This window comes from Leisingera sp. CC-HEC093, assembly GCF_059429195.1.
The window spans coordinates 978538-1000500 of sequence record NZ_JCAIJR010000001.1 but is presented as its reverse complement, the minus strand read 5'-3'; the positions used below and the strand labels follow the sequence as shown (position 1 = coordinate 1000500).

19 protein-coding genes are annotated in these 21963 nt (G+C 64.4%); 6 read left to right on the top strand and 13 right to left on the bottom strand.

The features are described 5' to 3' along the window. Positions 1-177 precede the first annotated feature (177 nt). Positions 178-2688: a GcvT family protein gene (locus tag AC5STB_RS04795; RefSeq protein ID WP_495441836.1), complete on the top strand. Its 2511-nt coding sequence runs from the start codon at positions 178-180 to the stop codon at positions 2686-2688. Positions 2689-2836: 148 nt separating this feature from the next. On the opposite strand, the gene AC5STB_RS04790 is transcribed toward AC5STB_RS04795, so the two are convergent. Next, positions 2837-3253 (bottom strand): VOC family protein, encoded by a 417-nt coding sequence (locus AC5STB_RS04790; protein ID WP_495441835.1) that lies wholly within the window; start codon positions 3251-3253, stop codon positions 2837-2839. 240 nt (positions 3254-3493) lie between these two features. On the opposite strand from AC5STB_RS04790, the gene AC5STB_RS04785 reads away from it, so the two are divergent. Further along, positions 3494-4096, top strand: coding sequence for a class I SAM-dependent DNA methyltransferase (locus tag AC5STB_RS04785; RefSeq protein WP_495441834.1), 603 nt, complete (start codon positions 3494-3496; stop codon positions 4094-4096). 86 nt (positions 4097-4182) lie between these two features. Here AC5STB_RS04785 and AC5STB_RS04780 read toward each other — a convergent pair whose 3' ends face one another. Then, positions 4183-4773: an HD domain-containing protein gene (locus tag AC5STB_RS04780; protein ID WP_495441833.1), complete on the bottom strand. Its 591-nt coding sequence runs from the start codon at positions 4771-4773 to the stop codon at positions 4183-4185. Between the two features lie 105 nt (positions 4774-4878). Between AC5STB_RS04780 and AC5STB_RS04775 the strand changes: the two genes are divergently transcribed. Next, positions 4879-5721 carry a LysR family transcriptional regulator gene (locus AC5STB_RS04775; RefSeq protein WP_495441832.1) on the top strand — a complete coding sequence of 281 codons (843 nt, stop codon included), beginning with the start codon at positions 4879-4881 and terminating at the stop codon, positions 5719-5721. A 70-nt stretch (positions 5722-5791) separates the two neighbouring features. On the opposite strand, the gene AC5STB_RS04770 is transcribed toward AC5STB_RS04775, so the two are convergent. From AC5STB_RS04770 to AC5STB_RS04760, 3 genes are read right to left on the bottom strand one after another with little or no spacing between them, the layout of a single operon-like run. Continuing rightward, positions 5792-6448, bottom strand: coding sequence for a DUF938 domain-containing protein (locus AC5STB_RS04770; protein WP_495441831.1), 657 nt, complete (start codon positions 6446-6448; stop codon positions 5792-5794). Then, positions 6448-7518 (bottom strand): NAD(P)/FAD-dependent oxidoreductase, encoded by a 1071-nt coding sequence (locus tag AC5STB_RS04765; protein ID WP_495441830.1) that lies wholly within the window; start codon positions 7516-7518, stop codon positions 6448-6450. The genes AC5STB_RS04770 and AC5STB_RS04765 overlap by 1 nt, the downstream gene beginning before the upstream one ends. 4 nt (positions 7519-7522) lie before the next feature. Further along, the gene (locus AC5STB_RS04760) at positions 7523-8485 is read right to left on the bottom strand and encodes an aldo/keto reductase (RefSeq protein ID WP_495441829.1); all 963 of its coding nucleotides are present in this window, start codon (positions 8483-8485) and stop codon (positions 7523-7525) included. 136 nt (positions 8486-8621) lie between these two features. Here AC5STB_RS04760 and AC5STB_RS04755 point away from each other — a divergent pair, with 136 nt between their 5' ends. Together AC5STB_RS04755 and AC5STB_RS04750 are read left to right on the top strand one after the other, a co-directional pair. After that, positions 8622-9065 carry a hypothetical protein gene (locus AC5STB_RS04755; RefSeq protein ID WP_495441828.1) on the top strand — a complete coding sequence of 148 codons (444 nt, stop codon included), beginning with the start codon at positions 8622-8624 and terminating at the stop codon, positions 9063-9065. Positions 9066-9068: 3 nt separating this feature from the next. After that, the gene (locus AC5STB_RS04750) at positions 9069-10304 is read left to right on the top strand and encodes an HlyD family secretion protein (RefSeq protein ID WP_495441827.1); all 1236 of its coding nucleotides are present in this window, start codon (positions 9069-9071) and stop codon (positions 10302-10304) included. Positions 10305-10373: 69 nt separating this feature from the next. Here AC5STB_RS04750 and AC5STB_RS04745 read toward each other — a convergent pair whose 3' ends face one another. Then, the gene (locus AC5STB_RS04745) at positions 10374-10724 is read right to left on the bottom strand and encodes a VOC family protein (protein ID WP_495441826.1); all 351 of its coding nucleotides are present in this window, start codon (positions 10722-10724) and stop codon (positions 10374-10376) included. A 550-nt stretch (positions 10725-11274) separates the two neighbouring features. On the opposite strand from AC5STB_RS04745, the gene AC5STB_RS04740 reads away from it, so the two are divergent. Continuing rightward, positions 11275-12375: a hypothetical protein gene (locus AC5STB_RS04740; protein ID WP_495441825.1), complete on the top strand. Its 1101-nt coding sequence runs from the start codon at positions 11275-11277 to the stop codon at positions 12373-12375. Positions 12376-12441: 66 nt separating this feature from the next. Here AC5STB_RS04740 and AC5STB_RS04735 read toward each other — a convergent pair whose 3' ends face one another. From AC5STB_RS04735 to AC5STB_RS04705, 7 genes are all read right to left on the bottom strand, one after another. Beyond that, on the bottom strand, positions 12442-13518 hold the full coding sequence (locus AC5STB_RS04735; RefSeq protein ID WP_495441824.1) for a BMP family ABC transporter substrate-binding protein: 1077 nt from the start codon (positions 13516-13518) through the stop codon (positions 12442-12444). 60 nt (positions 13519-13578) lie between these two features. Next, positions 13579-14499, bottom strand: a complete 921-nt coding sequence (locus tag AC5STB_RS04730) for an ABC transporter permease (protein ID WP_495441823.1) — start codon at positions 14497-14499, stop codon at positions 13579-13581. A gap of 1 nt (position 14500) precedes the next feature. Then, a complete protein-coding gene (locus tag AC5STB_RS04725) occupies positions 14501-15583 on the bottom strand; it encodes an ABC transporter permease (RefSeq protein ID WP_495441822.1) in 1083 nt (360 codons plus the stop codon). 68 nt (positions 15584-15651) lie between these two features. Continuing rightward, positions 15652-17169, bottom strand: a complete 1518-nt coding sequence (locus AC5STB_RS04720; RefSeq protein WP_495441821.1) for an ABC transporter ATP-binding protein — start codon at positions 17167-17169, stop codon at positions 15652-15654. Further along, on the bottom strand, positions 17166-18101 hold the full coding sequence (gene xdhC / locus AC5STB_RS04715) for a xanthine dehydrogenase accessory protein XdhC (RefSeq protein WP_495441820.1): 936 nt from the start codon (positions 18099-18101) through the stop codon (positions 17166-17168). Before xdhC ends, AC5STB_RS04720 begins: the two co-directional genes overlap by 4 nt. After that, complete coding sequence (gene xdhB / locus AC5STB_RS04710; protein WP_495441818.1) at positions 18091-20496, bottom strand: xanthine dehydrogenase molybdopterin binding subunit; 2406 nt, start codon at positions 20494-20496, stop codon at positions 18091-18093. The genes xdhC and xdhB overlap by 11 nt, the downstream gene beginning before the upstream one ends. Beyond that, positions 20493-21854: a xanthine dehydrogenase small subunit gene (locus tag AC5STB_RS04705; RefSeq protein WP_495441817.1), complete on the bottom strand. Its 1362-nt coding sequence runs from the start codon at positions 21852-21854 to the stop codon at positions 20493-20495. The genes xdhB and AC5STB_RS04705 overlap by 4 nt, the downstream gene beginning before the upstream one ends. Between the last annotated feature and the right edge of the window lie 109 nt (positions 21855-21963).

Genomic DNA, 21963 nt, shown 5'->3' with positions numbered 1-21963 from the left:
GGCCCCCTTTTGCTTGCGCAGAAAAACGCCATTTCCGGCACTGCTGCCCGTAGAATCCGGTATGCTGTGGCGCGCAAGGTCGGTTTTGGATGTTTTTGCGTCGGCCTGATTTTGCGCGGATTTGCCTGCGCGGGCATAACCACTCCCAAGAATCTCATAAAGCTGGAGAGCGGGAGAATGAAAACCCAAGTCAAAGCACTTGTTGTTGGCGGCGGCGCCGTCGGCACCTCGATTGCCTATCACCTGGCCAAAGCCGGCTGGGAAGACGTCATGCTGATCGAGCGTGACGAGCTGACCTCCGGCTCCACCTGGCACGCAGCCGGCCTGCTGCCGCTGTTCAACATGTCCTATGCGACCACCCACATCCACAAGTACTCGGTCGATTTCTACAAGACCCTGGAAGAGGAAACCGGCCTGAACGCCGGCTTCGCCGTGGTGGGCAACCTGCGCATGGCGCAGACCCAGGAGCGCATGGACGAATACATGCTCTATGCCTCCACCGCAGAAACCTGCGATGTGGACTATGAATGGCTGACTCCGGATCAGATCAAGGAGCGCTGGCCGCTGATCGAAACCGGCGACCTGAAGGGCGCGATCTACCACACCGAGGACGGCTACATTAACCCGGCCGACGTGACCCAGGCGATGGCCAAGGGCGCCCGTCAGCGCGGTGTCGAAATCCACCGCAAGCTGCAGGCCGACGCCTTCCACTGGACCGGCACCCACTGGGAGGTCACCTGCACCAAGATGGTCGAGAAGGGCGGCAACCTGGTCCCCTCCGACGAACAGGTCGTGATCACTGCCGAGCACGTCGTGACCGCATCCGGCAACCACGCGCAGCGCACCGCCAAGATGCTGGGCATCAAGATGCCGGCGATCCCGGTTGAGCACACCTTCATCGTCATGGACAAAGACCCCGAGCTGGTCAAATGGCGTGAAGCCGGCAACCCGGAGCACCCCGTTGTGCGCGACGCCGACAATGAATCCTATGCCCGCGAAGAGCGCGGCGGCTGGATCCTGGGCATCTACGAGCGCGGCGCCCCTGCACAGTTCGAGCACGGCGTGCCGGACAGCTTCCGCGCCGACCTGTTCCCGCTGGATCTGGACCGCATCGCCGAGCAGTACATGGCGATGGCAGAGCGGGTTCCGTCCTGTGCTGAATCCGGCCTCAAGGATGACTTCAACGGCCCGATCTGCTACACCCCCGACGGCAACCCGCTGGTCGGCCCGGCGCCGGGCCTGCGCAACATGTGGCTGGCGGAAGGCTTCTCCTTCGGCATCACCGCTGCAGGCGGCACCGGCTACTACCTGGCGCAGATGATGGTAGACGGCGAGGCCGAGATCGACATGGCGTCGCTCGACCCGAAACGCTACTCCTCCAACTGGATGACCACCGAGTTCGCGGCCCGCAAGAACGAAGAGTGCTATGAGCACGTCTACATCCTGCACCACCCGGACGAAGAGCGCGCAGCCTGCCGTCCGCTGCGGACCGCACCGGCATACGACCGCCAGAAAGCCCGCGGCGCACAGTTCGGCTGGGTCAACGGCTGGGAACGCCCGAATTATTTCGGCCCGCTGGATGCGCCGGAAAACTTCGACCACGACGCCCGCTCCTTCCGCCGCGGCGGCTGGTGGCAGCACGCTGTGGACGAAGCCAAGGCAATCCGCGAAGGCGTTGGCCTGATCGACGCAACCGCCTTTACCAAGCACGTTGTCAAAGGCCCCGGCGCCACTCAGTTCCTGGATTGGTTCACCTGCAACAAACTGCCCAAGGTCGGCCGCATCAACCTGACCTACGCGCTGACCGTTGCCGGCACCACCCGGACCGAATACACCATCGTCCGCAATGGCGAGAACAACTACTATCTGGTCTCCGCCGGTGCATGGACCGAGTATGACGCGGACTTCCTGCGCAAGGCCGCCGAAGACAAGATGGAAGAGTTCGGCTACATTGAGATCCAGGATGTCACCACCCAGTGGGGCGTTTTCGCCATCGCAGGCCCCAAGTCCCGCGACGTGCTGAAAGAGGTGATCAACGACGCAGATCCCGAAACCGCACTGTCCAACAAGCGTTTCCCCTGGCTGTCGGCCAAGCAGATCGAACTGGGCATGTGCCCGGTGAATGCGATCCGCGTTGCCTACACCGGTGAACTGGGCTGGGAACTGCATCACCCGATCGAGATGCAGAACTACCTGTTCGATCTGCTGGAGAAGGCGGGCGAGAAGCACGGCATGAAGCTGGTCGGCGCCCGCGCGCAGAACTGGCTGCGCCAGGAGAAATCCTACCGCGCCTTCGGCAACGAACTGGGCCGCGACGCGACCCCGCTCGAAGCCGATCTGCCGCGCTTTGTCGATCTGGAGAAGGACTTCCACGGCAAGGACAAACTGGTCGAGACCGGCGTCCGCGTGAAGTGCTGCACCCTGCTGATCGACGGTCCGTCGGACGCTGATCCTTGGGGCCATGAGGCACTTTACGCTGAAGACGGCACAACCCGCGTTGGCCGCCTGACCTCCGGCGGCTACTCGGTGGCTTTCGAGAAGTCGATTGGCATGGGCTATGTGAAGCCCGACGTCGCGGTGGAAGGCACCAAGCTGAAGGTTAAGATGCAGGACAAATTGTGGGATGCAGTTGTGACTTGCGACAGCCCCTACGATCCGAAAAACGAGACCATCCGTCAGAACGGCTAAGGTTTGACGGAAAAGATAAGGAAGCCCCGGCCGATGTGCCGGGGCTTTTTGTTGGGGGCAGGCGGTCTACGGGAAAGAGCGGCTTTGAGCCCATTAGACCGATCTTGCGCGATGCGGCGGATGGCCGATGCCGCCGGAACAGCCCGTCCTACCCGTCCCGTCCCGGTTCGTTCGGATCGCTGGAGAACAGTGCAATCTTGTTGCCCTGCGGATCGCGCAGGTAGCCGACATAGAAGCGGGGGCCGTAGGCGGCGCGGAACCCTGGCGGCCCTTCATCCGATCCGCCTGCGGCAAGCGCGGCGGCGTGAAGGCCGCGCACCTGCTGTTGATTGCGGGCCTGGAAGGCCACCATCGAACCGTTTCCAGCCGAGGCCGGGCGCCCGTCGAAGGTTGGCTTGACATAGAAGTCGGGCGGAACGGGCGACTGGCCCGCTGCAATGGGCAGAGTGTAACTCAATCCCTCAGGCCCTTCCTCCAGCTCGTAGCCAAGGGCCGGCAAGAGTGTGGAATAGAACCGTTTAGCCTGTGCAATGTCGTCAGCGCCGACGGTGACATAGGCAATCATGCTGCGCGTTCCCTTCCGGAAGTCTGGCCCTTCAAAAGGTTGTAAACCGGCACGGGTTCCGGCTCAATATAGTGTGCGCATTCCGGTCCCTAATACTGGCCACGGGGCAAATGCAGCGCAAGCTTACTGCACCTTGCGGACAGCATTTTATTTGCCGCACCCGACCGGTTCCTGTTGACGGTGCTTGCACGCCCCGCCAGTGTCCCGGGCCGGAGACACAAATACAGGGCATGCAGGCACATGAGCGGCGAATGGAACGACTATGCGGACGGATGGGACGGCAATAGCGATGTCCGCCATTATGCCACCCGGGCTTTTGCGGCGCTTGACGCCTCTGCTGGCATCACCAGCGGCAGTTGGCGGGGCAAACGGGTATTGGACTTCGGCTGCGGCACCGGGCTGTTGAGCGAAAAGCTGGCACCGCATGTGCGGGAAGTGGTGGCCGTCGACACCTCAGACCGGATGATCGCGGTGCTGCAGGATAAGGCGCTGCCCAATGTCACGGCGCTGCACGCGGACATTCTGGACGGCAGCGCAGCTGAGGCCGGGGACCGGCTCAGCGGCTTTGACCTGATCTGCGCCTCCTCCGTCTGCAGTTTCCTGCCGGACTACAACGGTGCGGTGGCGGTGCTGGCGGAGCTGCTGAACCGCGGGGGGATGTTCGTGCAGTGGGATTGGCTGGCCGAAGACGAAGGCGGCTCCGGGCTAACGGAGCAGCAGGTAAGAGGCGCGCTCCGGGATGCGGGTCTTGGGTCAATCCGGGTTGAACAAGCGTTCGCAATGGACGCCGGGGGCCAGGCGATGCCGGTGCTTATGGGAACGGGCGTCCGCGCTGCGGATTGAGCTTGCGGCCCTGGCGCCATTCACCACTGAGCACCGGGCAATGCGTGCCAACCCCTCCCGCCCGTCGCAAAACCTGAATGGATGGGTCAGTCTTCCGCTGTCTCTGCCAGCTCCATATGACCCCAGCCGCGCGACAGAACCCTGCGCAGGATCGGCTCGAAGAACTCCAGGGGTTTGGTGGGATACTCCGGGTCAAAGGCGCATTGATCGTACTTTTCGCAGAAATACCGGCAGTCCTCCCAATGGGGGCTGTCGCGGTATTTGTCCCGCGCGTTGCGGTCGCCGCCAAAGTGGTGGTTGTAGTAGAAGCCCTGAAACACGCAGTGGTACTTGAGAATCCAGTAGGTCTTCTCGCTGACATAGGGCTTCATCATCGCCGCCGACAGCTCACCATGGTTGTAGGGGGACAGGATGTCGCCGGTGTCATGCACCAGCGCTGCCACAATGATCTCGTCCTCGGCGCCGTCTTCCCAGGCACGTGTCGCGGCCTGCAGCGAATGCTGGTAGCGGTTCACCGGGTAGGGGGTCCAGTCCTCGTCCAGCGAGCGGATGGCGTCGAGGATGCGGTCAGGCAGGGCGGCGTTATATGCCTCTTCGTATTTCTCCACCGCGGCCCAGTCGGCGGCGGTGGCGTCTTCAAAACTGGTCCAGGTTGGCTTGTGGCTTTTGTCCAGCATGGCGTGTGTCCCTTGGTTGATCTGCTGGCAGGGTAGCGGGTCCTGTGTGAGCAGGAAAACGAATTGATTTGCTCAGGCTGAGTGGAAATAGTGATCAGCATGCAGATGAGCGCGTTCAAAACATTTCTGGCAATCGAGGCAGAGGGCAGCTTCCATGGCGCGGCGCGGGCCTTGAACGTCACCCAAACCGCGGTCAGTGCCCGGATCAAGGCGCTGGAGGCCGCGCTGGGCGCGGAGCTGTTCGAGCGCGGCCCCGGCGGCACACGGCTGAGCACGGCGGGACGGCAATTTATGCCATATGCCGAGCAGATGATGCGCACGTGGGAGTTCGTTTCTGGCGACCTGAAGGCGAGCCTGGCGGGGCAGGTGCCGCTGCGGCTGGGGGCGCAGCTGTCGGTTTGGGACCCTCTGCTGGTCGATGTGGCGGTCTGGCTGGAGAAGGAGCAGGGCACGGTGCCCTTCACCCTGAACTATGACCACGCAATGAACATGGGCGAGGCCGTGGCGCGCCGCCTGCTGGACCTGGCGATTGTGAATGAGGTGCCGGCGGGCACGCGGCTGGCGGCAGAGGAGTTGCCGCCGGAGCGGCTGGTGCTGGTGGCGGACCGCCCCCTGCGGCTGGGGCGGGATGCGCTGCCCCTGTTCATCAGCCTTGAATTTGGTACGGAATACGACGCGCAGCTGCAAGAGGTGCTGCCCGCCCGCAGCCGCCAGCACATCGTGCTGGGCAATGCACTAATGGGGCTGCGCTATCTGAGAAAGCGCGGCGGCATGGGGTATTTCCCCGCCTATATGGCGGCAGAGGCGCTGGCGGCGAGGGCCTTGCACGCGGTGCAGGACGCGCCGGAGATCCTTCTTGGCTGCCGCGCGCTTTATCTGCCCGACAACCCGGCGCTGGAACATATCCGCCAGGTGATCCGCGGCCTGAAGAACGTGCGCGGCGGCTAGGAGAGAAAATTCCGGCGCAGGATTTTCCATGGAAAACACGTGTTTTCCGGGCTGAATTCCGCGCCGGAATTCAGTTTGAGGGTTTTTCCGCAACCAGCGCAAGGTTGTTGGCGGGCATCTCCACCGCCTGAATCAGGTCCAACCCGGCAGCATGCAGCCAGCGGGTGACCTCAGCATCATCCTTGTAGCCCGTCTCCGGATCATGGGCAGTGATGGCGGTGTGGAAGGCGCGGTCGCCTTCGCTGATGAGGTCTCCTGCGCGCGTGAAGGGGCCGTAGATCACAAATCGCCCACCGGGGGCGAGGGCAGCGGCAGCTTCTCCGATCAGGGTGCGGGCCTCGCTTTCGCTGATCAGATGCAGCAGGTTCACCAGCACGATGAGGTCCTGGCGCGCGTGGTCCGCGCACCAGCCGGGGGCGGTGGCGTCCAGGGCGATGGGCGGTGCGATATTGGTAAGGGCTGCCTCATCGGCATAGGCTTGGATACTGGCGCGGCGGGCGGCGTCCACCTCTGTTGGCTGCCAGTGCAGGCCGGGCAGGCGGGCAGCGTATTCAATCACATGCTGGCCGGTGCCGCTGGCCAGTTCCAGGGCGCGGCCCTGCGGCGGGGCCGCATCCGCCAGCAGATCGCAGATGGCGCTGCTGTTGCGGGCGGCAGAGGGGGCGAACAGCTTGCCGCCTTGCGGTTCCGCGACAGAGGCCGCGCCGGGAACTGAGCGTACTGGCATCAGCGCAGCCGCGCGGGCGACAGGGCGGCGACCATGGCGGCGTCCAGAACCGGTTCGCGGCCTGCCACCAAATCGGCAATCAGCTGCGAGGCGGCGGGCGCGGTCATGATGCCGTATCCGCCCTGACCGGCGCACCAGATGAAATCGGGCTGGTCCGGGTCCGGCCCCAGCACCAGCGTCCCGTCAGCCACAAAGCTGCGCAGCCCGGCAAAGTTGCTTTCGACCCGCGTCACCGGCTCTGTCACCATTTCCTCATAGCGGGCCAGCCCCTCGGCCAGCACCATGTCGTCGGCATAGGCGTCATGCGGCTCCACCGGGTCGGCATCGGCAGGGGAGACCAGCAGTTTGCCGGCATCGGGCTTGGCGTACCAGGTCTCACCTGCGCCCAGCAGCATCGGCCAGCCGCTGACGTCGTGGCCGCCGGGGGCGGGCAGCCGGGCCATCGAGCGGCGCTTGGGCTGCAGGCCGATGGCATCGACCCCGGCCAGCGCGGCGACCTGATCAGCCCAGGCGCCAGCCGCGTTGACCAGGTTACGCCCTTCGTACACGGTGCCGCCCGCGGTGACCTGCCAGCCGCCGCTGATGCGGGTGATCGCTGTGACCGGTGCCTTGGTCACGGTCTGCCCGCCCGCGGCGCGCAGGGACTTGGCGAAATCCTGCAGCATCCGTTCGGTGTCGATATCCTCTGCCGCGCCGCTGATGGCGGTGAAGCCGACGGCGTCCGGGTTCAGGATCGGCACCATGGCGCGGGCCTCGTCGAGTTCAAGCGTCGCCATGCCCAGTTCATCCACGTCGCGGGCAAAGAGATCGGCTTCCCCCTTGGCCCCGACCAGCATCAGCCCGCGCGGCGACAGGTAGCCGTTCTCGCGCAGGTGCGCGGCGCTGGCGCGGTTCAGGTCGATCGTGGGGCCGTGGCCGTAGTTTTCCTCAAACAGCGCGGCGGAACGGCCGGAGGAGTGATAGCCGAGCGCGTCCTCCATCTCGAACAGGGTGGTGCTGCCCAGTTGGGAAAGCCGGGCGGCGGCGCTGGTACCGGCCATGCCGCCGCCGATGACGATGAAATCCTGCATGGGTCTAGTCCTTGTTGTCGTCTTGTTCTTCCAGCCGGTCGGTGGCGGGCGCAGGGCGCGGGCTGAGCGCCTCGATTGCATGGTAGAGGTCTGCGTCCATCGGGAAGTCCAGCGCCGCCAGCGAGGGCTGCAGCTGCTCCGCATTGCGGGCGGAGATGATCGGCACCGGCGCGGACGCGTGGGCCGCGGCCCAGGCCGCCGCCAGGGTCGCGGGATGGGTGCCGCGCTGGGCGGCAAGTTCTGCCAGCGCGATGGCTGTCTCGTGCATTGCGGCGGGGCTGTAGCGGACGCTGTAGCCCTTATCCTCAGTGATACGGCCTGTGCCGCCAGCGGCGTATTTGCCGGTGAGCAGGCCGCCGCCAAGGGGCGAGTAAGGCACCGGGATAATGCCCTGGTCAGCGCACATCGGCAGAATCTCCACCTCTGCCTGGCGTTTCACCAGCGAATACATCGGCTGCAGGATGTCGATGGACGCGCCAGAGGCGAGCCCCGCCATCTGCGCCTTCATCACTTGCCAGGCGGCAAAGTTCGACAGCGCCGCATAGCGGATCACGCCTTCGTCCTTGAGCGCGGCAAAGCAGTCCATGGTTTCGCGCAGGTCGGTGTCCGGGTCGAAGCGGTGCAGGTAGAAAACATCGACCATGTCCAGATCCAGCCGGTGGCGGCTTTGATCCAGCTGGGCGCGCAGGTTAGCGGCGCCGGCGCCGCCTTCGTAGCCTGCCTTGGTGGCGATCAGCAGCTGATCGCGCTCTTCCCTGATCAGGCGGCCGAGGATCTGTTCCGAGCGGCCATCGGTATAGACCCAGGCGGTGTCGAAATGGGTGATGCCGGCAGCGCGGCAGGCGGCGTACATCTCTGCCGATTGTGTTTCATCGGCGCGGCCGCCGAACTGCATGCAACCGAAGGCAAAGCGGCTGGCGGGCGTGCCATCGGGGCTGGTAAGTGTCTTGCGCGGGGGCTGTGTCATGGCCGGAGAGTGGCACGCAAGGCCGGGCAGGCAAAGGGCAATTTCAGCGTCGGCTGACAAAATGCTTGGTCTGACCACCGGGCAGTGCAACTATTGGATGCAGTTCAAGAAAATAAACTGAAACGGGGGACGGACGATGACGACGCCCAATGCGCATCCGATGGCGACGGGACATATCCCTTCTTATGTCACCGCTGCGGACGGCAGCGATTTCCTGTTCAGCTTCATGGCGGTGTTCACCATCGTCTTGATCCTGCTGATCGGGGTTGCCTATTTCACCCTGCACGCGCTGCCGGAAAAGATGGCGCACAAAAGCAATCACCCGCAGTTCCAGCTGGTCGGTATCCTGGCGCTGCTGGCGCTGTTCACCCACAATAATATCTTCTGGGTAGCGGCGATCCTGATGGCGGGTTTCCAGATCCCGGATCTGGCGGCACCGCTGCGGTCCATTGCCGATGCGGTGCGCGGCCTGGGGCGGGAGCCTGAGGCGCCTGTTGTGCAGGCCGGAGAAACCCCGCCGCCGGACGAACCGGACGCGCCTGCGCCGGTGCAGGCGGAACCTGTGGCAGAGGGGCACTGAGCGATGATCGAGACACTGCTGTGCGCGCTGGTTACCATTCTGCCCGACTTCCTGTTCCGCCGTTTCGTGCAGGGCAAGCGGCTCGGCCAGGAGCTGACGCTGTTTTCCGTCTGGTATGAGCTGCGCTGGGGCCTGACGGCCTGTGTGATGCTGACCCTGATGGTGCTGACCACGCTGTTCTACTTTCACCCGGCGACTAAAACGGTGGCCTCCTACTTCCGTACTGTCACCATCCTGCCGCAGGTCGGCGGGCGGGTGGCCGAGGTCTATGTCGTTAACAATCAGGAGGTCGCTGCGGGCGACCCGATCCTGCGGCTGGAGGGGCTGTCGCAAAAGGCAGCGCTGGAATCCGCCCGTGCGGCGATTGCCCAGGTGGAGGCGTCACGCAAACTGGCCGATACCGATCTGGCCAAGGCCGATGCCGGTATCGCTCAGGCGCAGGCGGCGCTGGCGCAGGCGCGCGATGATCTGGAGCGAAACCAGACGCTGCGCGACCAGGGGTCAAGCGCGGTGCGGCTGACTGAAATCGAACGGCTGGAAAATCTGGTGGAGCAAAGGGCGGCCTCGGTGGAGGCGGCGCGTGCGCAAAAGGCCGCGGTTGAACAGCAGATCGAGGTGCTGATCCCGGCCCAGATGGCCAGCGCTGAGGCGCAGCTGCAACTGGCCCAGGCGGAGCTGGACAAGACGCTGGTGTCTGCCGGTGTCGATGGGCGGGTCGAACAGTTTGCGCTGCAGGTCGGCGACTATGTCAGCCCGGTGCTGCGACCGGCGGGCATTCTGGTGCCGTTGGCCTCTGGCAGGAACCGCTTCCAGGCCGGCTTCAACCAGATGGCAGCGCAAGTGATCAAGCCCGGCATGATCGCCGAGATCGGCTGCATGACCAAACCCTTCACGGTTATCCCGATGGTGGTGGTCGAGGTGCAGGACGTGATCGCCAGCGGCCAGCTGCGCCCCACGGATGAGCTGCGCGACCTGCAGAACATGCGCGCACCCGGTACCATCACCGTGTTCATGGAGCCGCTTTACGAAGGCACCGCCGAGGCGCTGCCGCCGGGCAGCAACTGCCTGGCCAATGTCTATACCAGCAATCACGAACGGCTGGAGCATGATGAGAGCATCGGCACCGCTGAGTGGGCTTTCCTGCATGTTGTGGACACCATCGGCGTGGTTCATGCAGCCGGCCTGCGGCTGCGGCTGCTGCTGATGCCGGTGACGACGCTGGTGCTGTCCGGGCACTAAGGCGGGGGAGCTGGAAAGAAAGAACAAGGCGGGCCCGCGGGTCCGCCTATTGCTGCAATCGGGTCGGGCTCAATCCGCGAAACAGAGTTTGTTGCCGTCGAGATCCCGCACATATGCGGAAAAACGCGGCCCGCGTTGCCCGGGTTCACCCTCGCATGTGCCGCCCAGCTCAAGAGCCTTGCTGTAGAGCCGGGTGACTTCGGCGGCAGATCCAAGGCTGAACCCCACCATGGTTCCGTTGCCGTTTGCAGCTGGTGCGCCGTCAAACGGCAGGGCTGCAGCAAAGGCAAAATCGTCCTTCAGCCAGTAGGTCATCCGTTCGCTTGGCCGGGCCTGGGTCAGTCCTGACTGCGCAAAAAGGGCGTCATAGAATGCAACCGACGCGTCCATGTTGTTGGTTCCAACAACGAAGTAATTCATCTTCAAAAGCTATCTCCTGTGTGCTTGGCGGATTTCGGGGCAACGGCCCGCCGCCGGGATCGGCCGGGAAATTCATGCCACCGGCCGGCTCGTGGGGCGGGGTGTACCGCACGGCAGTGACAAGGCGTGTCAGCAGGCTGCAGGAAGATCAGGGTGTAATGCGCGGCAGAAAAACTGGTACCGGCCCCTGCCCCCCGCACCGGCTGCAGAAACCTTTGCCCGCAGTGCTGCCGGTTAACTCAAAGACAGGTAGTTCGCGGCAATATCACCCTAGGGTTGATTTGGAGGCCGCATGCAAATTTCATGGATGAATCCGCAACAGTTCATGGGGCTGACTGCCCAAACCGGCACCGCATCCGCTGAGGTTGCCGGAGGCGTCGCTGTCAGAGAGATGACGCCTGAAGAAGCGGAAGCCAAACGCATGGAATCCCAAAGGGGCTGGGTCAAGGACCTGCACAGGCGTTCACAGGAAGGGGTCACGATTTCACCGGGCAGCAAGCCTGACGAGGTTAACTTGACCGCTGTGCGTTACTTGGAAAAAGCGTCTGAAATGAAGGCCGCATTGGCAAAACTGAAGAATGCCGAGGCGGGGCCGGATATCCGGGAAACCGCCCTGCAGGTGCTGGCGGGTGAGGCCCCGGCAGAGGACAGCATGGTCGGCTTTGTCGCGCAGCGCATTGCGCAAGGCGCTGCGGAGGGCGTCACCTTTGCCCTTAAATTCCATGCAGCTGATCTGAATACCGGCTCTTCCCACGATGCGGTCAGCCTGCAAAAGGAGCGAATTTTGCAGGTGCACACGGGCGATGGGGCTGATGCGCTGAGCCTGCGCGGGGATCGGGTGCATTTCGTGGAAACCGATAGAGACAGCGCCGTTTCGAGGTCGATCACCGGGAATGGCAAACATTACGCCTGGACGGAAACCAAGGCATACGCCAATGCTGATAGCCTGAGCATTGCCGGCCGCGATGTTGGATTTATCCACACGGGCGGCGGCGATGACGCCATCGCGATCCGCAGCGAGCTGCTGCAGGCGGTGGATGCAGGGGGCGGCAATGACGCGGTTTCCCTTGCGGCCTCATATGTCAGAAATATCGACGGCGGTGCCGGGGATGATCTGATGATGATCCGAGCAAGCCTTGTCAGCGGTGTCGAGGGCGGCGCAGGTAATGACCGGATTTCAGTCACAGCGGACCGGGCGGCCTTCCGGTCGGCCCCATACCGGGCTGGTGACCCGTCTGTCTCAGCCGCGCGGCGCACGGCGGCGCAACGGCTTGCGGATGCTGCCCGCCACACCGTCAACGTGGATGGCGGCACCGGCGATGATCAGATCCATCTGAAGGTCGCCAGCGAAATTGCGGTGTCCGGCGGGGCAGGGGATGATGTGTTTTTCATAGACGGCGGCACCGTGGCCCTGAAAGGTCCGGTGGACGGCCATGATACTGTCGACCTTGCCAATGGAGCGGAGGTGATGCTGGTTACCGACCCTTCGCTGGAGTATGAAGTGACGGCGGGCGAAAACAGCATGAAGATAACGTTTGAGAACGGGGCATCGGTCACCTTCCGCAACCTGGATCAAGCGGGTGCGATAGGGATTGGCTTACGCGACATCAGCATGCTGTATCCGGGGCTGACTTTGGACCAGAGGGTTTAGAACTTTCCGCAAAACGAAAAAGGCCCGCGTGCTGGCGGGCCTTTCCGTGTTCGGGGACTGTGCCGCTTACTGCGGGATGTCGCCTTCGATACCTTCGACATAGAAGTTCATGCCGGCCAGGGTGCCGTCATCGGCCACTTCGCCCTCAGCCAGCCAGTCAGAGCCGTCCTGCTTCTTCAGCGGGCCGGTGAACGGGTGGTAGGAGCCGTCGGCAATGGAGTCTTTGATTGCCAGCGCGGCCTCTTTCACGTCAGCCGGAACCGCGTCGGAGATCTCGCCGATGCCGACCATGCCGGCGCCGATGCCGTCCCAGGTGTCAACCGACTCCCATGTGCCGTCGATCACCGCCTTGGTGCGGGCGATGTAGTAGGGTGCCCAGTCGTCGATGATGGAGGACACGCGCGGTTTCGGCGCGTATTCCGACATGTCGGAGGCCTGGCCGAAGGTGATTACGTTGCCGGCCGCCTGTGCAGCCGCCTGCGGTGCGGTGGAGTCGGTGTGCTGCAGGATCACGTCCGCGCCCTGTTCGATCAGCACCTTGGCTGCATCCGCCTCTTTTGCCGGGTCGAACCAGGTGAAGGCCCAGACAATCTTGAACTGGACGTCAGGGTTCACCTTCTTGGCGTGGACGTAGGCAGAGTTGATGCCGCGGATCACTTCCGGGATCGGGTAGGAGCCGATGTAGCCGACGATGTTGCTTTCGGTCATGTGGCCCGCAATGGTGCCCTGCACCGCGCGGCCCTCATAGAAGCGGGCGGAATAGGTCGAGACGTTGCCGGCGCGCTTGTAGCCGGTGGCGTGCTCGAACTTCACGTCCGGGAACTTCTTGGCGACGTTGATGGTCGGGTCCATGTAGCCGAAGGAAGTGGTGAAGATCAGGTCAGCGCCTTCCAGGGCCATCTGGGTCATCACCCGTTCGGCATCCGGGCCTTCGGCTACGTTTTCCACATAGACGGTTTCGACCTGGTCGCCGAATTCGGCTTCAACCGCCTTGCGGCCCTGGTCGTGCTCATAGGTCCAGCCGCCGTCGCCGACGGGGCCCACGTAGACAAAGCCCACTTTGGTCTTGTCTTCGGCCCAGGCCGCGCCTGCGGCCAGGCCAAGCGCCACGGCGGCGCTGGTCAGGAGGTTGGTCAGTTTCATCAATAGCTCCCCAGTTTGGATTATTTGGCCCCGTGCCCGGGGCAGTTAAAAGCCCCCCGTCTAGCGGGAGGCGTGGAAGTTACGGCCAAGCGAGGCGGGTGCGCTGCTTTTGTCCGCCGAAAGGATAACAAGCACAAGGATCGTAATCAGATAGGGCGACATTGCCAGATACTCGACCGGGATGGCAACGCCTGCCGCCTGCAGATTGAGCTGCACCACGGTGACGCCGCCGAACAGGTAGGCACCCAACAGCGCGCGCCAGGGTTTCCAGCTGGCAAAAACCACCAGCGCCAGCGCAATCCAGCCAATGCCGGCGGTCATGCCCTCGGTCCATTGCGGCACGCGGATCAGGCTGATGTAGGCGCCGCCAAGCCCTGCGCAGGCGCCGCCGAACATGATCGCCAGCAGGCGGATCTTCAGCACCTTGTACCCCAGCGCATGGGCCGCGTCGTGGTTTTCGCCCACCGCGCGCAGCACCAGGCCGAGGCGGGAGTATTTCAGCACCCACCAGACCGCAGCGGTCAGGACGATGCCGAAGTAGAGGATGATGTCATGGCCGAACAGGATCGGGCCGGCGACGGGCAGGTCGCTGAGCACCGGAATGTGGATGTCACCCATCTGCGGTGGTTTCACACCGACATAGGATTGCCCCATCAGCGCCGACAGGCCCAGGCCGAACAGTGTCAGCGACAGGCCGGAGGCCACCTGGTTCGCCTGGGCAAACTGGGTGAGTATCGCAAACAGGATCGAAAGCGCGGCGCCTGCAATGGCGGCAGCAACGAAGCCCAGCAAGGGCGAGCCGCTTTCCACCGCGGTGGCAAAGCCGGCGATGGCGCCGACGATCATCATCCCCTCGACCCCGAGGTTCAGCACGCCGGCCTTTTCGACCACCAGTTCGCCGATGGCCGCCAGCAGCAGCGGGGTTGCCGCCACCATCAGCGAGGCGATGAGCAGGACCGGGTTGATTGCAGAAAGATCCATGTTACGCCACCTCCGGCTTGCCGATTGCGATGCGGAAATTGGTGAGCAAGTCGAAGGCCAGCAGGAAGAACAGAAGCATCCCCTGGAAGACCTGGATCGCCGCGGCGGGCAGCTGCAGATTCGACTGTGCAATGTCGCCGCCGATATAGGTCAACGCCATCAGCCCGCCCGCCAGCAGGATGCCGACCGGGTGCAGGCGGCCCAGGAAGGCCACAATGATCGCGGTAAAGCCATAACCCACGTTGAAATCGATGGAGACCTGGCCGGAGGGACCGGAGACCTCGAACAGGCCGGCCAGTCCGGCCAGCGCGCCGGACATGCCGAGGCAGAACAGAACCAGACGGGTGGGGTTCACGCCGGCGAATTTCGCGGCCCGCGGCGCCTCGCCGGTGAGGCGGATGTGGTAGCCGGTCATGTGGCGGTTCAACAGCACATAGGCAAAGATCACCGCAATCAGCGCCGCCACCACACCCCAGTGCATACCGGTGCCTGCGATCAGCTCTGCATTATGGGCGGCATCCCAGGACTGCAGGTTGCGGGACCCGGGGAAGCCGAAACCCTCAGGGTTCTTCAAAAGGCCCAGCGAGACCGAGGCGAGGAACTGTTCAGCCACATAGACCAGCATCAGCGAGACCAGGATTTCATTGGTGCCGAAGCGGGTCTTGAGGATTGCCGGGATCATCGCCCAGATCCAGCCGCCAAAGGCACCGGCGAGGACCATGAAGGGGAAGATCAGGAACGACTCTGACGGGTAGAAGGCAAGGCCCGCCCCGGCGCCAAAGATGGCGCCCATGATGTACTGGCCCTCGGCGCCGATGTTCCAGATGCCCGCGCGGAAGCCCAGCGACAGGCCGATAGCGATCAGAACCAGCGGCGCGCCCTTCACCAAGAGCTGCGGACGGTAGTAGAAGGAGAACTCGCCAAACAGCGGCTCCCAGAAAATGGTGCGGATCGCCTCTACCGGTGGTTTGCCAAGCACGGCAAACAAGAGCCCGCCAAAAAACATCGTCGCCAGCACTGCCACCAGCGGCGTGGCCATCGACCAGGCGCGCGACGGCTGCGGCCGTTTCTCAAGCCGGATCATTCAAGCGGCTCCCTGTTTCATCTTTCCAAAAAATACTCTCGCCGAAGGCGAAAACTCTGCGGGCGGTATCAGACATGCGCTACCTCCATACCGTGGGCGCCGCCCATCATCAGGCCGATCTCGTCCACCGTCAGGCCCGCGGCCTCGCGCGGGGCGCTGAGGCGGCCTTCGTTGAGCGCGGCGAAGCTGTCGGAGATTTCCATCAGCTCATCCAGATCCTGGCTGATGCAGACGATGGCGGCACCCTTTGCAGCCAGATCCAGCAGCGACTGGCGGATGGCGGCGGCAGCGGCGGCATCGACGCCCCAGGTCGGCTGGTTCACCACCAGCACCTCAGGCTTCTGCAGCACTTCGCGGCCGATCACGAATTTCTGCAGGTTGCCGCCGGACAGCGAGCGTGCCGCGTTGCCGGGACCCGGCGTGCGGACGTCGAACGCCTTGATGATGCGTTCGGCAAAATCCTTGGTTGCGCCCCAATCCAGAAATCCGTTCTTCTCCAGACCCTCGCGCACCGAACCGGTGAGCATGGCGTTCTCGGTCAGGCTCATGTCCGGCGCGGCGGCATGGCCGAGCCGCTCCTCGGGTGCGGCCAGCACGCCAAGCTTGCGCCGCGCGGTGGGGCCAAGGCGGCCGATCGGATCGCCGTGCAGCTTTACAGCGTCGGCGTCGGTCAGGGTTTCGCCCGACAGCACGCCCAGCAGTTCGTCCTGACCGTTGCCGGCCACGCCGCCGATACCGAGGATCTCGCCCTTGCGCACGGTCAGATGCACGTTTTTGAGCGCCGTGCCAAAGGCCGAAGGCGCCGGCACCGACAGGCCGGAGATGTGCATCGCGACTTCGCCGAACTCGCGGCTGCCGCGTTCCGGTGTCTGCAGGGTGCTGCCGACCATCATCTCTGCCATGTCGCGGGCCGAGGTGTCGGCAGGCGTGCATTCGCCGACGTTCTTGCCAAGCCGCAGGATGGTGGCGTGGTCGCAGAGGGTTCGGATCTCCTCCAGCTTGTGCGAGATATAGAGGATGGAGGTGCCCTCGGACTGCAGCTTCTGCAGGGTCTTGAACAGGATCTCCACTTCTTGCGGGGTCAGCACCGAGGTCGGCTCATCCATGATCAGCAGTTTCGGATCCTGCAGCAGGCAGCGGATGATCTCCACCCGCTGGCGCTCGCCGGCGGACAGGTCGCCGACAGTGCGGTAGGGGTCGAGCGGCAACCCGTAGGTTTCCGACACCTCGCGGATGCGGGCCGCCAGGTCGCGCATTTCCGGCGGGTTTTCCATGCCGAGCGCGATGTTCTCGGCCACGTTCAGCGCGTCAAACAGCGAGAAATGCTGGAACACCATGGCAATGCCGTCGGCGCGCGCCTGGCGCGGCTCGGCCGGCTCAAAGGGCTGGCCGCGCAACAGCATCTTGCCGCTGTCGGGCTTCACCAGGCCATAGATCATCTTGACCAGCGTCGATTTGCCGGCGCCGTTTTCGCCGAGCAGGGCGTGCACTTCGCCCTCGCCGATGTCAAAGGAAACGGAGTCGTTGGCCACAACCCCGGGGTAGGCCTTGGTCAGGCCCTGAAGGCTCAACAGTGGTACGGTCACGCGCTTGCGCCCTCTCTCAGTTCGTTTTCTGCACCTTGCCGCAGCAGCTGGGCCGCGACGCCGACCGCAATCATCTGCGGGTGTTTTCCAAGTTGCGGATCGCCAATCGGGCAGGTGATCCGCGCAATCTGCCCGGGGGCGTGGCCCAGGGCCGCAAGGCGCGTGCGGAACCGCGCCCATTTGGTTCTGGAGCCGATCAGCCCGGCAAAGGCAAAGCCGCGGCCTAACAGCGCGTGGCATAGCGCCAGATCCAGCGTATGGGAATAGGTCAGCACCAAATGCGCAGCGTTTTCAGGCGCATGCGGCACGAGGAGCACGGGATCGGCGGCCGGAACAGTGGTGACGCCGGAGGGTGTTTCGTCCGGGAACCTCTCCGGTGCGGTGTCCACCCAAGTGATTGCCATCTCCGGCACCGGCGCCAGTACATCCGCCAGCGCCCGGCCGACATGGCCTGCGCCCCAGATCCAGACCGGGCGGCTGGGGCGGTGCACCGGTTCAATCATCCAGCCGTCCACCAGCTGCGGTTCGGGGGGAACACCCTGGCTGCGGGCGGCGGCGAGGATGCGTTTCACCGCCATCGGCATCGGTGCAGGGGAAGCCGGGCGGACGATGGTTTCGGTGTCCAGCCCGTCCAGATCGGCGGCCTCGTACACTTCGCTCAGCAGGGTGACGGCGCCGCCGCAGCACTGGCCCAGATCCGGCCCCAGCGCGTGGGTGCTGAACCGCTTGGCTGCTGTCTGCTGGCGTGCCGCCTCTGCGGCTTCAAATTCCAGTGTGCCGCCGCCGATGGTGCCGCTCTGGCCGGTCTCCCAGACCAGCATGGCAGCACCCGGGTCACGCGGGGAGGATCCGCGGATGGCGGCGATCACCACCCGCACCACGCGGCCGTGTTCTGCAACCGCCTCGCGCAGGGCCTGGACATCAAACCCCATCGCGCACCCTCCGGATCGCGCGCCAGATTTCCTCTGCCGTGGCGGGGGCGTTCAGCGCCGGGTAGGCGGGCCCAAAGGCCGCGGCTGCATCGCTGAGGGCCAGCCAGGCAGAGATGCCCAGCATGAACGGCGGCTCGCCCACCGCCTTGGAACGGTAGATTGTGTCCTCGCGGTTTTGCCCGTCGAACAGCGCCACATTGAACACATCGGGCCGGTCGGAGCAGGCGGGGATCTTGTAGGTGGAAGGCGCATGGGTGCGCAGTCGTCCGGCGTCGTCCCAGACCAGCTCCTCAGTCGTGAGCCACCCTGCGCCCTGGACATAGCCGCCCTCGATCTGGCCGATGTCGATGCCGGGGTTCAGCGAGGCGCCGGCGTCATGCAGGATGTCGGCGCGCAGGATACGGTTTTCGCCGGTCAGGGCGTCCACCGCGACTTCGGTGACGGCAGCGCCATAGGAGAAATAGTAGAACGGGCGGCCCTGGCCCTTGATCCGGTCCCATTCGACCTTGGGCGTTTTGTAGAAACCGGTGGCGGACAGGCTGACGCGGCCCTGGTAGCAGAGCGCCGCCGCCTTGTCGAAACTCATCACATCCTGGCCGATGCGCACCTGGCCGTTTTCAAACACCACATCGCCGGGGCGGGCCTGATGCTGCAAAGCAAGATGCTCTGCCATGCGGTCGCGGATGGTGTCGCAGGCGGCTTTCACCGCCATGCCGTTGAGGTCGGACCCGGAGGAGGCGGCGGTGGCCGACGTATTGGGGACCTTGCCGGTGTCGGTGGCGGTGATCTTGATCCTCTCCGGCGGGATGCCGAAGCGGCTGGCGGCGACCTGCGCCACCTTCTGGAACAGGCCCTGGCCCATCTCGGTGCCGCCGTGGTTCAGGTGCACAGAGCCGTCCTGATAGACATGCACCAGGGCGCCGGCCTGATTGAGGTGGGTGAGGGTGAAGGAGATCCCGAACTTCACCGGCGAAAACGCAATACCCCGCTTCAGGTGGGGCTGGGTCTTGTTCCATTCGGCAATGGCCGCCTTGCGCGCCGTGTAGTCCGAGGACTTCAGCAGCTCAGCGGTCAATTCGTGCAGGACGAAATCCTCGACCGGCATGTGGTAGGGGGTGGTCTGCACGTCCCTGGGCGGCGGGCTGGTTTTGGCGGGTTTTGCTGGGGCGCCGCGGGAGGCGAGATCGGCGTCCTGGTCCAGCGGCTGGCCAGAGGTGTCCTGCGGCGCGCCCGAGGGGGCGTCCGGGCTTTGCATGGGCGCGTAGAAATTACGCTGCCGCAGCTCTGCCGGGTCGATCCCCAGATCATGCGCGATGTGGTCCATCACCCGCTCGATCCCGACCATGCCCTGCGGCCCGCCAAAGCCGCGGTAGGCGGTGGCGCTTTGCCGGTTGGTGCGCAAGCGGTGGCTTTCGATGCGGATGCTGGGGATCAAATAGGCGTTGTCGGCGTGCAGCATGGCACGGTCGGCGACCGGCAGCGACAGGTCCTGCGCCCAGCCGCAGTCCACCAGATGCAGGAATTCGACCCCCTGCAGCTGGCCGTCCTCATTGAAACCGGCGCGGTAGGAAATGCGGAAGGCGTGGCGCTTGCCGGTGATCACCATGTCGTCGTCGCGGTCATAGCGCATCTTGCAGGGCTTGCCGGTCAGCCGTGCGGCAACGGCGCAGGCAACGGCAAGTGCGTTGCCCTGGCTTTCCTTGCCGCCAAAGCCGCCGCCCATGCGGCGGGTCTCGACGCGCACGGCATGCATCGGCAGGCCGATGGCGTCGGCGACCTTGTGCTGGATCTCGGTCGGGTGCTGGGTGGAGGAGAAGACGTGCATGCCACCGTCCTCTTGCGGCCAGGCCATAGCCGCCTGGCCCTCGAGGTAGAAATGCTCCTGCCCGCCCAGTTCAAATGTGCCCTCGACCTTGCGCGGGGCGGCATTGATGGCAGCGGCGGCATCGCCCTTCTGATAGATGCGCGGGCCTTCCTCGAACCGGCTGTCGGCGGCCAGCGCCGCGTCGAGGGTCAGAAGCGCGGGTTCTTCCTGGTAATCCACCTGGCCCTTGCGGGCGGCGGTACGGGCGTTGCGGTGGCTGTCGGCCACCACCAGAAACACCGGTTGGCCGATATAGTTGACGGTGCCTGCCGCCAGCAGCGGCTCGTCATGGATTGAAGGGGAGACGTCATTGGAGAACGGCAGCCCCTTGGCTGTCAGCACTGCTGCGACGCCGGGGCTGTGCTGCACCTCGCTCAGGTGCATGCCGGTGATATGGCCGCGGGCAATCGGGGAGATGCCAAAGGCCAGATGCAGGGTGCCTGCGGGGGAGGGGATGTCATCCACATAGCGGGCGGTGCCGGTCACATGCAGTTCGGCGGCGTCATGGGGGAGGGGTTTGGAGACGCTCATGGTTTCACCTCCAGCACCGAGACCGCCTGTCCGTTCGTCTCGGCGAAATAGCGGCTAAGCATGTTGCGCGCGGTTTCCAGCCGGTAGGTGGCAGAGGCACGCATGTCGCTCATCGGGGTGAAGTCCTGATCGAAGGCCGCGGCGGCGGATTGGATCGTGGCCTCATTCCAAGGCTGGCCGGTTAGCGCAGCCTCGACATTTGCGGCCCGCTTGGGAATGCCCGCCATGCCGCCAAAGGCGATGCGGGCGGCGGTGACCTGGCCGTCAGCCACTGTCACGTTGAAGGCGCCGAGCACTGCGGAGATGTCCTGGTCGAAGCGCTTCGACAGCTTGTAGACCTTCAGCGTGTCGGGCTGGCGCGGGAAGCTGACAGCCTCGGCAAATTCGCCCGGGTCCCGGTCCTGTTTGCCGTAGTCGAGGAAGAATGCCTCCAGCGGCAGTTCGCGGCGGGTATTTCCCTTGCGCAGATGCAGGGTGGCGCCAAGCGCGATCAATGCGGGCGGGGTGTCGCCGATGGGGGAGCCGTTGGCGATATTGCCGCCGACAGTGGCGGCAGCGCGGATCTGCTGGGAGGCAAAACGGCGCAGCATTTCGGCAAAGGAGGGGTGCAGCGGTTGCAACGCTGCGCGCAGGGCATTCAAATCCGCCATGGCGCCGATGCGAACGGCGGCGTCTGTCACCTCAATGTCTTTGAGGTCGGCGCAACCGTCGAGAAAGATCATCTGCGGCAAGTGACGGAGCTGCTTTGTGACCCAGAGGCCGACATCGGTGGCGCCGGCGACCAGGGTGGTGTCCGGGCTGGCGGCATAAAGTTCTGCCAGATCATCCGCCGACTGCGGCATCAGCGGCTGGGTTCCGGGTTCGACCGGGCGGTCGCGGGTGATCCAATCCGGTACTGAGGCATCTTTGGCGGTCTCAGCCGCGCGGATGATCGGGGCGTAGCCGGTGCAGCGGCAGAGGTTGCCGGCCAGCTGATCGTCGAAATCGGTGGCGCCATTGGTATGGGCGGTGACCATCGACATAATGAAGCCGGGAGTGCAGAAACCGCATTGGCTGCCGTGCTGGTCCACCATCGCCTGCTGGACGGGGTGCAGGCTGCCGTCCGGGCCTGCGGCGCCCTCTACGGTGCGGACAGATTTTCCATTCAGTTGCGGCAGGAACAGGATGCAGGCGTTCAGCGCCTTGGCACCGCGCCCGTCGGTGACCATGACGGTGCAGGCGCCGCAATCGCCCTCGTTGCAGCCTTCTTTGGTGCCAGTAAGCCCTCTTTCGCAGCGCAGCCAGTCCAGTAAAGTTGTGGACGGATCTGCGTCCGGAATGCGGACTTCTTCACCGTTCAGACGAAAGGTGAGTGCCATCTTCCCGATACCGCCGCTTTACCCTGTTGACCCTGTGTGCCTTGCCCTCGATGCGGCGCAGAGGGCGGGGCAGGCTGTTTTTTGCTTACTGTCAACAGCCTAGGGAGCA